The sequence below is a fragment of the Pseudomonas sp. HMWF006 genome, assembly GCF_003061205.1.
In the GTDB taxonomy this organism is placed as follows: Bacteria; Pseudomonadota; Gammaproteobacteria; order Pseudomonadales; family Pseudomonadaceae; genus Aquipseudomonas; species Aquipseudomonas monsensis.
The window spans coordinates 1-9,487 of record NZ_QAIU01000445.1 but is presented as its reverse complement, the minus strand read 5'-3'; the positions used below and the strand labels follow the sequence as shown (position 1 = coordinate 9,487).

Here is a 9,487-nt window from a genome sequence, read left to right as displayed (position 1 = left end):
GGGCCGGCGAGCAAGGTCGCGGCTTTGCCGTGGTGGCCGATGAAGTGCGCCTGCTGGCTCAGCGCACGCAGAAGTCGACCGCAGAGATCCAGTCGATGATCGAGCGCTTGCAGAATCATTCCGAGGCAGCGGTCAAGGTCATCGGCGACAGCAGCAAGGCGTCGCAGTTGACCATTGAGCAGGCCGGACTGGCCGGGGCAAGTCTGAATGCCATCGGCCAGGCCTTGCGCAATCTCAATGGCCTGAATGCCTCGATCGCCAGCGCCACCCTGCAACAGGCGCACGTGGTCGAGGACATCAATCAGAACGTGACTCAGGCGGCCGGGTTATCCCACAGCACGGCGCTGGCGGCAGAACAGTCGAGCGTGGCCAGTGTGAGGCTGGGGCAGTTGAGTGAACAACTGAACCAGTTGCTGCGCCAGTTCCGCGTCTGACCGCAATCACAATGAGGGCGTCAGCCTGTTAGCCATCAGCTCTGTCAGACACCCATTCAGTGTCTGACAGACCACCATCACCATCGCCAGCAGCTTGGTTCACACAGATCTTCGTGGGGCGACGTTTAATCCGCCAACAGCGTTTTTGGGTACAATCCGCCCCCTCCTCAATTCCTCCAAGGAACCCACATGTCCGGGCTTGAACTGTTTGCCGCCGCCCTCGGCGTGATCGCCGTCTGGCTGACGGTCAAACAGAATCCATGGTGCTGGCCGATCGGGTTGGTCATGGTGCTGCTGTACAGCTGGATCTTCTATGACGTGAAGCTGTACTCGGACATGTTGCTGCAAGTGATCTACGCCGCGCTGCAAGTCTACGGCTGGTGGCAATGGACCCGGGCCGGGACGATGCACGATGGCCGTGAAGTGACACGTCTTGATCGACGTTCGCTGCTGATCGGCCTGAGCATCGGCGCCGTCGGCAGCGGGCTGCTTGGCGCCGCCATGGCCCACTGGACCGACGCTGCACAGCCGTGGCTCGACGCAGCGCTCACCGGTTTCAGCCTGGTGGCGCAACTGTGGATGGCGCAGAAACGTCTGCAATGCTGGTTGTTGTGGTTCGTGCTCGACGTGATTTTCGTCGGCCTCTTTCTTTATAAAGGCCTGTACCTCACGGCTGCCCTCTATGGGTTGTTCACGCTGATTGCGGTTCAGGGCTTTCGCGAATGGCGCGCCGACCCGGCGTTGCGCCCATGAAAGTGGTGGTGCTGACCGGCCCCGAATCCACCGGCAAGAGCTGGCTGGCAGCGGGCCTTCAACAACAGTTCGGCGGCGTGCGGGTGGACGAATATGTACGCTGGTTCATCGAGCAGAATCCGCGTGACACCCGCTTGAGCGATATTCCCCAGATCGCTCGGGGCCAGTTGCAATGGGAAGATCAGGCGCGTGCGCAACGCCCCTCGCTGCTGATTCTCGACACCCACCTGCTGAGCAATATCCTCTGGAGCCAGACGTTGTTCGGCGATTGCCCGGACTGGCTGGAACCGGAACTGCTGGCCCGGCATTACGATCTGCACCTGCTGTTGTCCCCGGAACACATCGACTGGACCGACGACGGCCAGCGCTGTCAGCCGGATCTGGACCAGCGCCTGGCGTTTTACCAAGCCACGCACAATTGGCTGCAAACCCATCATCAGCGCTATCAGGTGATTCAGGGCGATTGGGCCGGGCGTCAGGCCCAGGCCTTTGCTGCGGTGGCGGATCTACTGGCTGCCTGACCCGGCTTAACGCCCGCCTTTCCCCTGTTGGTTCTCTCTGTTCTGAGGGCAAAGTGTCCGTTCCTGAAACACTCGCCCGAGTGCAAAGTGGCCGTTTCAGCGGCATTCTTCGCTTTGTCACACGAGGTGTTACACCAGTGAAACACCTCCGCGCAAACCCTTGTTCCAGAGCTTTATGGCACCAACAGACGACCTCACAGCCGGGTGGCTGTATCAGCGTTGAAACAGGTTATGTTTCATTAGCGCACACCTTTCTCACAAACCATTGAATTTAAAAAATAATTCAAAAGCGGCACAGCTTTCGCTCTCTCCTTCCCAACGCTGACAAGAGCCAGCCCACTGAAGAAGGAATTGCCGCCGTGGGGAACTTCAATAAAGGCCTGACCTGCCTTCTGCTGATTGGATCGGCAGCCAGCACATTCATCAGTTTCAACGTTCAGGCCGAAGGCAATGGCGTGATCGTTCTCAACCGCGACGTCCAGCCCATTCCCATCGGGCGCAGCGGCGGCAAAGACCCCTATCCAACCACGGTCAATGCCAATCCTTCCAGTCGAATCAATCAAGCGATGACCAGCACCGAACTCAATGACGGTGACTTTGCCAGTGTCGCCAGCGGCAGTTCGATTCGCAGCAACGTGATCACGCCGAACTCGGACATGCCCGGCATGAACGTACTGACCAACCCCAACGGCCTGCCAGGCATGAGTGGCGGACACGGCGGCGGCGGTGGCGGCACGATTTCCAACACGATCAATCGCTCGCTGAGCAGCGGTCTGGCACCGCTGACCCGCATGGCTGGAGGCCAATGAGATGAATCATTCCCTTCTGCTGCTTGCCCTTTTCGGCTGTGCCGGTGCAATGGCCGCCGATCCCGTTTCAGTGAACAACGCCGACATTCAGGACACCGGTATCCAGTACCGCGGCAACTTCAACGTTAACCAGGCCGCCGGCGACCAGATGCAACAGACCAACACCAAGGCGATCGCTATCGGCACCAATGCCAGCGCTACGACCATCGTCAGGCAAACACTCGATACACCTGCCAACCCGTCGATGAACGCCAGCACCACCATTGGCGGCAATTCTTTCAGTAATGGTAACGGGATCCTGGGTGTGAACCAGGGTGCCGGTGCCAACAACCAGATGGCCAACGTGACACGCGTCAGCATCAGTGCTGCCCCGCAGAGCGTTGACGACAGTGCCCTTTCACAACAGAACGTGGCGCTTTTACCGAGCTCAGGAGCAACTGGTACCTCATCCGGCAGTCGCCAGGTCACGACAAGTGATCAGGCCTTCACCGGCAGCCGAGGGGTAATCCAGGTGAACCAGAGTGCCGGGGTGGGGAACCGAATGGCTAACACCCTGAGCATCCGGGTCGCAGACTGACCCAAACAACAAAAGCAGTGCAATTAGAAAGTACCAACACTTAACCAACTAATAAGCACGATGGAGAAACACCATGAAACCTACAATGGCTCTCAAACCACTGGTTTTCGCTCTTGCAGCAGTAATGGCAATGGCGGCTCAAGCAGGCGGCAATGATCATGGTAACGGGTACGGTCATGGCGACCATGAACCCAAAGGCCCTACCCTCGAAGAACTGCTGCAAATCGGCGCGGGTGCCGGTGCTGCAGTACTTGATGTGCAAAACAACGCCGGCAACACCGTCCTGAACCAGGGCACCCAGAACAACGCCGGCATCAGTGGTTCGCTCAACGGCGCAAACGGCAACATCGGCGCAAACAACGTGGCTGGTGACGGTAACCAACAAGATAACGCCGCTGCCTTGGCAACCGCCGACGAAAGCTTCATCTTCGGTTCGGCCGTGTCCGCTTCCAGTGCCACTCAAGTCAACAGCAACAACACCGTTGGCAACTACTCCACCACCAACAACGCCGGCATGAACAACGTCGGCAACAGTGGCTCGGGTAACATCGGCGTGAACAACGCTGCCGGCAACTTCAACCAACAGAAAAACAACCTGGCAATCGCTGTGTCCGGTGGTCGTGTAGCGCAGGCTGCTGCTGCTGCCAATCAAAGCACGACCGGTCTGCAAGTCGGCAACAACGGCACCCAGACCTACAAGAAAGATACCCTCACTGGCACTGTCGCCGCCTACGGCGTATTCGGCGCCGTCGGCGAAGCTACCATCAAAGGTGACAGCCACAGCGGTGGCGGTTATGGCGACGACAACAAAGGCCATGGCGGCAACGGCGGCAGCAAAGATCAGAAAGCGACCTTTGAAGCCGTGGGTGCCTTTGGCCTGGCTGGCGTCACCACTCAACAAGTGCTGACTCCAGACGGCTGGAAAAACCCTGTCACCAACAACGCCAGCATGACCAACGTAGGCAACAACTGGTCGGGCAACGGTGGCTTCAACAACGCCGCTGGTGTTGGCAACCAACAAAGCAACTCGCTGTCCATCGCTGCAGGTTGCAAAGCCTGCATGTAATCGCGATCGAAACGAAAGCCCCGGAAACGGGGCTTTTCCTCAGTCCGCAAAGGCGTATCGATCATGCGTAAGACTGCCTTTATCGCCCTGCTTTGCCTGTCCGGCCTGACCCAGGCTGCCCAGATGCCCGTCGCTGCCCTGCCCGGCGGCGTACTCGTCTACAAGAACGTGCAAAGCATCCGTGAACGCAAGTTTGCCGACATCGTCGAACAGAAAACCGATTTCAGCTGCGGCGCTGCCGCACTGGCAACGGTGTTACGCCAGGCCTATTGGCTCGACGTCGATGAGGAGCACATCATCAAAGGCATGCTGGTCAACGCTGATCAGGACCTTGTTCGCACTCAAGGGTTTTCCATGCTGGACATGAAGCGCTACATAGAAAGCATCGGCATGCGCGCCAGGGGTTACAAGATTCCGCCGGAAAAACTCGATGATGTGACGATCCCGGTGGTGGTACTGATGGAAATTCGCGGCTACAAGCATTTCGTGGTGCTGCAGCGTTCGGACAAGGATTGGGTTTACATCGGAGACCCGGTACTCGGTCATAAACGCTACAAACACGATGACTTTGTCAAAGGTTGGAACGGCATCGTTTTCGCCATCGTCGGTCCCGGATATGACAAGGCCAACGCCTTGCGTAGCCCTCCTGTACCGCTGACGGCCAAGAACAAGCTGGATGGCTTCAACCCGGTCAAAGATGCTGAATTGATGGACTTCGGGTTCATACAGAGCGACTTCTTTTAATCGCCGATTATAAAGAATGGGGCTGGATGTCCCGGGAGCAGCAAATGAAAACCTCATACTGGCTGGCCGCCGCCTGCCTGGCAGCGAGCGCGTCAGGCTATGCCAATGCAGGGTTCAAACCTATCGAAATCAATGATCAGGAACTCTCCGAGCTACGCGGTCGTTACGTCATGCCGGGGCGGATTATCAGCTTCGGCATTGTCATGAGCAGTACCTGGCGCAACGCCAGTGGCGATCTGATCGGGGCTTCGACCTCGATGCAACTTCAAGCTGCAACGGTAAAACCTGAATTCTATGTGCAAACGATCAAGGAGCACGGCAACGGCAGCACCCTCGCGACGGGTACCGGCACGATCTCCGGTGGCGCCGGCCTCAACAGCAGCCAGGGCGTGACCCAGAGCGTACGCGCCGCCGGCGACGGCAACACCGCCAATAACAATGTCGCCATCAATGTAAAAGAAGCCAACACCCCTCCATCACTGGCGCCCGCACAAGGCCAGGCCCTGATGGCCGGGCAGACCATCGGTGCCAGCAACGCCGCCGGCAGCGTCGCCGTTTCGGCCTCCGGTAGTGGCGTGCAGATGGCGATCCAGGCCTCGGGAAACCAGGGCTCGGCCCTGCAACAAGTCGCTCAGGGTGGTCTGCTGCAGAACACGCGCTTGCTGGGCAGTGCCAACGTGGTCAACAACATGACCCAACTCAATGTCGTGCTTAGCAATAACGGCATCAGCCCTGGCGCACTGGACTGCAACCTGACTCAACTCAGGGCACTACGCAATATCGGATATTGAACTACGCTGAGTCTCGATCATTGGGCTTAAAAGGGACGGCTTCTTCATGTATCGATCAGTATCACTGCGTGCCGCTGTATGTTTGAGTACTCTTCTCCCTGCGGCGATGCTGCAAGCAGCACCCGACGCAGACGTGGAGACCCTGAAACAGGAGCTTCTGGAGCTGAAGCAACGATACGAAGTACAACAGAAGGCTTTGGCGGTGCTCGAGCAACGGGTCCGCCAGGTCGAAGATCAACCGGCTGCACCACAACCCAAACGGCTGGCCAAGTCCCCGTCTGACATGAAAGGCAATCCAAAAGTTGCTACCAGCACCGGGGCTCCCGGGGTTGGCGCAGCGGCTGCATCGGGGGGCGCTGCCGGGGGCAGCGGCGCTTCTTACGGCCAATCGCTGGCCGACGATTCGCAACCGGCGCAGAGTGTTTCCAACCTCTACGACGAGGCCAGTGGCTTCTTCGGTGGCGGTAAATTCAGCTTTGAAACCGGCGTGACCTACTCGCGCTACGACACCCGGCAACTGATCCTCAACGGCTTTCTGGCCCTGGACTCGATCTTTCTGGGCAACATCAACCTCGACCGGATCAAGGCCGATACCTGGACCCTGGACCTGACCGGCCGCTACAACTTCGACAATCGCTGGCAGTTCGACGTGAACGTACCGGTAGTCTACCGCGAGTCGACCTACCAGTCCGGTGGCGGCAACGGTGGCGCGTCCAACGTCACGACGGAACAGGATGTTTCGCGTGACCCGAGCATCGGCGACGTCAACTTCGGCATTGCCTACAAGTTCCTCGACGAATCGGTCAACACGCCGGATGCCGTGGTCACCTTGCGGGTCAAGGCGCCTACCGGCAAGGATCCGTTCGGGATCAAGCTGCGTCAGACCGACGCCAACTCCAACCTGTTCGTGCCTGACACCCTGCCTACCGGCAACGGCGTCTGGTCGGTCACGCCCGGCATCTCGCTGGTCAAGACGTTCGATCCGGCTGTGCTGTTCGGCAGCTTGTCCTACACCCACAACCTGGAAGAGTCGTTCGATGACATCAGTTCGACCGTCAACCAGAAAACCCCGGGCAAGGTTCGCATTGGCGACAGCTTCCAGATCGGTGCCGGTATCGCTTTTGCGCTGAACGAAAAGATGAGTATGTCGTTCTCGATGTCTGATCTGGTGCAACGTAGAAGCAAGCTGAAACAGGATGGTGGCGACTGGCAATCGGTGGTCTCCAGCGACGCTAACGCCGGTTACTTCAACGTCGGCATGACCATTGCCGCCACGGACAACCTGACCATCGTACCCAACCTGTCAATCGGCATGACCCCGGATGCCCCGGACTTTTCCTTTAGCCTGAAATTCCCGTACTACTTCTAAAGCCACAGCAAAAGATCGCAGTCTGCGGCAGCTCCAGAGATTACACATCTCTCATGCAGGAGCTGCCACAGGCTGCGATCTTTTGATCTTCGGCGTCTAGCGAATCTGGTGTTTATGCAGCAGGCGATAAAACGTCGGCCGTGAAACCCCCAGTACCTTGGCCGCAACGCTCAGGTTATCGCTATGCCGGTTCAACACATCGCACAGTGCCTGGCGTTCGGCGCGAGTCTTGTAATCTTCCAGGGTGCCCATCGGCGTGGCGATCGAGTGCTGGCTGATCAGCCCGAGATCGCGAGCTTCAATCTGCCGCCCTTCAGCGAGCACCAGACCGCGACGCACGCGGTTGGCCAGTTCCCGCACATTGCCTGGCCAGTCATGCTTGCCCATCGCGATCAACGCATCTTCGCTGAAACTGCGCGGGCGTCGGCCGGTTTCGTGGCTGTAGAAGTGGGAAAAGTGGTTGGCCAGCATCGACAGGTCGCCGTGGCGTTCGCGCAACGGCGCCGTGACCACTTGCAGCACGTTGAGGCGGTAATACAGGTCCTCGCGAAAGCGTTTTTTCTCGATAGCGGCTTCGAGATCAACGTGGGTCGCCGCCAACACCCGGACGTCGACCGGGATCGGCTGACTGCCGCCCACGCGTTCGATGTGTTTTTCCTGCAGGAAGCGCAACAGATTGGCTTGCAATTCCAGCGGCAGGTCACCGATTTCATCGAGAAACAGCGTGCCACCGTTGGCCGCTTCGATGCGCCCGACCTTGCGTTGATGCGCGCCGGTAAACGCGCCTTTCTCGTGACCGAACAGCTCGGACTGAATCAAGTGCTCGGGTATCGCCCCGCAGTTGATGGCCACAAACGGTTTGCTGTGGCGCTGAGACTGACGGTGCAAGGTGCGCGCGACCAGTTCTTTACCGGTACCGCTTTCGCCGCGAATCAAGACCGGCGATTCGGTCGGTGCCAGTTTGCTGAGCAACTTGCGCAGCTCGCGGATCGGTTTGCTGTCGCCCAGCAATTCGTGTTCGGGCTGGTCGACATGAATCGTCCCCTGCCCGCGCAAGCGCGCCATGCCGAAGGCGCGGCCAAGGGTGACCTGGACCCGCGACACATCGAACGGCAAGGTGTGGAAATCGAAGAACCATTCGCAAACGAAGTCGCCGACGTTCTGCAGCCGCAAAACTTCCTGATTCAGCACGGCAATCCATTCGGTGCCACTGCGGCTGATCAGTTCCTTGACGGCTTCGGGTCGCTCGAGGTGAAAAGGCTGCAAGCGCAGCAAGCCGACATCACAACTGCGGTCGGCAGCATTTTCCAGGGTACAGCTGTCGACATCCCACCCTACCGCGCGTAAACCGGGCAATAATCGGTGACAGTCGTCGCAAGGATCGACCACCAGTAAACGTCGTAACGCAGGCGCTTCGCTCATGACTGTTCCTTGGCGCCAAATTTTAGGAAAAGGTTTTAAAAACAGTCATTTGGCAGACCTGGCTGTAACATTAGCAAGAATTTGACAGGACCTTGTATCGTTTGCTTATAGGCGTACAGGCGAACTAGTTATAAGCAGCGGCTTTGTTAGTTAGCTATCGACTGTTTTGTGCCATGAAGCTTTCATCCAGCTTACAAAAGCACTCATAAAACCAGCGATATGAAAGAAAGTTGAAATTTCTTTGTGGCATGTGTGACCTGTCAGAGGGTTGCGTGCATCAGTACAAGTAACCAGCCGAACGGTAAGCCCAACCGACGGCATATCACTTGATTGGGCACTACAGAGAGAAGACCCCATGACCGCCCCGCTCCGTATCAACGAAGCTCTTTTGATTGCCAACCACGCCTTTAAACCTTTTCAATGCGTGGCCTGGGCTCCACAAGACGGCAATGGCGAACTGAGCCTGACCGTTATCGACCGCACCAACTCGCACATCGGCCGCAAACAGATTCCGAGCAGCGCCTACTCCGACCCGGCCCAACTCGAGCAACTGCTGCAACAGGCTCGCGCCGAACTGAGCGAAGAAGGTTACATGCTGCAATCCTGGTCGATGCCACATTGATAGCGGGATGATGCGGATAACTTTTCAGTTATCCGCCCGCTTTCTGTTAGTTGCCATAGCGATTTAATTTCGCGTACGCCTGTACAACTTTTGCAACGGCTTCAAGCGTAACTGCTTGGCAGGCTTGCTATTGGTTCAAAAAGACACTGTTCTGGCACAGTGTGACCCTCCACCTGTTAGTTCTTACAGTTGTACTTCCTGCTGTTCAGGGATTGAATGTTCCGCTCATGCAGTTTGCCGGCCGGCTCGCGGCGTTGGTCAACTCGCAAGGAGAAGCGTGCATGTCCAGCCTGAACGCCTATGCCCTCCCGACGTTATCGAATAATGCCGGTCAACTCGACAAGACATTCGCTGGCAGCGGTGTCGCTCAGGTGTACTT

11 protein-coding genes are annotated in these 9,487 nt (G+C 57.8%); 10 read left to right on the top strand and 1 reads right to left on the bottom strand.

From position 1 onward, the window contains the following. The 9 genes from DBR24_RS18825 to DBR24_RS18785 form a co-directional block, all read left to right on the top strand. The coding region (locus tag DBR24_RS18825) for a methyl-accepting chemotaxis protein (protein WP_256591635.1) at positions 1 to 434 on the top strand (434 nt) is incomplete at its 5' end. A gap of 189 nt (positions 435 to 623) precedes the next feature. Beyond that, complete coding sequence (gene pnuC, locus DBR24_RS18820) at positions 624 to 1,187, top strand: nicotinamide riboside transporter PnuC (protein WP_128615493.1); 564 nt, start codon at positions 624 to 626, stop codon at positions 1,185 to 1,187. After that, positions 1,184 to 1,708 carry an AAA family ATPase gene (locus DBR24_RS18815; RefSeq protein ID WP_128615494.1) on the top strand — a complete coding sequence of 175 codons (525 nt, stop codon included), beginning with the start codon at positions 1,184 to 1,186 and terminating at the stop codon, positions 1,706 to 1,708. Before pnuC ends, DBR24_RS18815 begins: the two co-directional genes overlap by 4 nt. Positions 1,709 to 2,067: 359 nt before the next feature. Beyond that, positions 2,068 to 2,517: a hypothetical protein gene (locus DBR24_RS18810; protein ID WP_128615492.1), complete on the top strand. Its 450-nt coding sequence runs from the start codon at positions 2,068 to 2,070 to the stop codon at positions 2,515 to 2,517. Between the two features lies 1 nt (position 2,518). Next, positions 2,519 to 3,094, top strand: a complete 576-nt coding sequence (locus DBR24_RS18805) for an adhesin (protein ID WP_128615491.1) — start codon at positions 2,519 to 2,521, stop codon at positions 3,092 to 3,094. 73 nt (positions 3,095 to 3,167) lie between these two features. Continuing rightward, complete coding sequence (locus DBR24_RS18800) at positions 3,168 to 4,160, top strand: heme utilization protein (protein WP_128615490.1); 993 nt, start codon at positions 3,168 to 3,170, stop codon at positions 4,158 to 4,160. Positions 4,161 to 4,223: 63 nt separating this feature from the next. After that, on the top strand, positions 4,224 to 4,904 hold the full coding sequence (locus DBR24_RS18795) for a C39 family peptidase (RefSeq protein WP_128615489.1): 681 nt from the start codon (positions 4,224 to 4,226) through the stop codon (positions 4,902 to 4,904). Positions 4,905 to 4,948: 44 nt separating this feature from the next. After that, positions 4,949 to 5,695: a hypothetical protein gene (locus tag DBR24_RS18790; RefSeq protein ID WP_128615488.1), complete on the top strand. Its 747-nt coding sequence runs from the start codon at positions 4,949 to 4,951 to the stop codon at positions 5,693 to 5,695. A 46-nt stretch (positions 5,696 to 5,741) separates the two neighbouring features. Continuing rightward, the gene (locus DBR24_RS18785; protein ID WP_128615487.1) at positions 5,742 to 7,064 is read left to right on the top strand and encodes a hypothetical protein; all 1,323 of its coding nucleotides are present in this window, start codon (positions 5,742 to 5,744) and stop codon (positions 7,062 to 7,064) included. Positions 7,065 to 7,160: 96 nt separating this feature from the next. On the opposite strand, the gene DBR24_RS18780 is transcribed toward DBR24_RS18785, so the two are convergent. After that, positions 7,161 to 8,486, bottom strand: a complete 1,326-nt coding sequence (locus DBR24_RS18780) for a sigma-54 dependent transcriptional regulator (protein WP_016983762.1) — start codon at positions 8,484 to 8,486, stop codon at positions 7,161 to 7,163. Positions 8,487 to 8,841: 355 nt separating this feature from the next. Between DBR24_RS18780 and DBR24_RS18775 the strand changes: the two genes are divergently transcribed. Next, a complete protein-coding gene (locus DBR24_RS18775) occupies positions 8,842 to 9,108 on the top strand; it encodes a hypothetical protein (protein WP_123468967.1) in 267 nt (88 codons plus the stop codon). Positions 9,109 to 9,487: the final 379 nt, after the last annotated feature.

Coding starts and splice junctions, on each gene's coding strand:
- pnuC (WP_128615493.1), top strand. CDS start 624: ATGTCCGGGCTTGAACTGTTTGCCGCCGCCCTCGGCGTGATCGCCGTC.
- DBR24_RS18775 (WP_123468967.1), top strand. CDS start 8,842: ATGACCGCCCCGCTCCGTATCAACGAAGCTCTTTTGATTGCCAACCAC.
- DBR24_RS18785 (WP_128615487.1), top strand. CDS start 5,742: ATGTATCGATCAGTATCACTGCGTGCCGCTGTATGTTTGAGTACTCTT.
- DBR24_RS18790 (WP_128615488.1), top strand. CDS start 4,949: ATGAAAACCTCATACTGGCTGGCCGCCGCCTGCCTGGCAGCGAGCGCG.
- DBR24_RS18805 (WP_128615491.1), top strand. CDS start 2,519: ATGAATCATTCCCTTCTGCTGCTTGCCCTTTTCGGCTGTGCCGGTGCA.
- DBR24_RS18780 (WP_016983762.1), bottom strand. CDS start 8,486: ATGAGCGAAGCGCCTGCGTTACGACGTTTACTGGTGGTCGATCCTTGC.
- DBR24_RS18815 (WP_128615494.1), top strand. CDS start 1,184: ATGAAAGTGGTGGTGCTGACCGGCCCCGAATCCACCGGCAAGAGCTGG.
- DBR24_RS18800 (WP_128615490.1), top strand. CDS start 3,168: ATGAAACCTACAATGGCTCTCAAACCACTGGTTTTCGCTCTTGCAGCA.
- DBR24_RS18795 (WP_128615489.1), top strand. CDS start 4,224: ATGCGTAAGACTGCCTTTATCGCCCTGCTTTGCCTGTCCGGCCTGACC.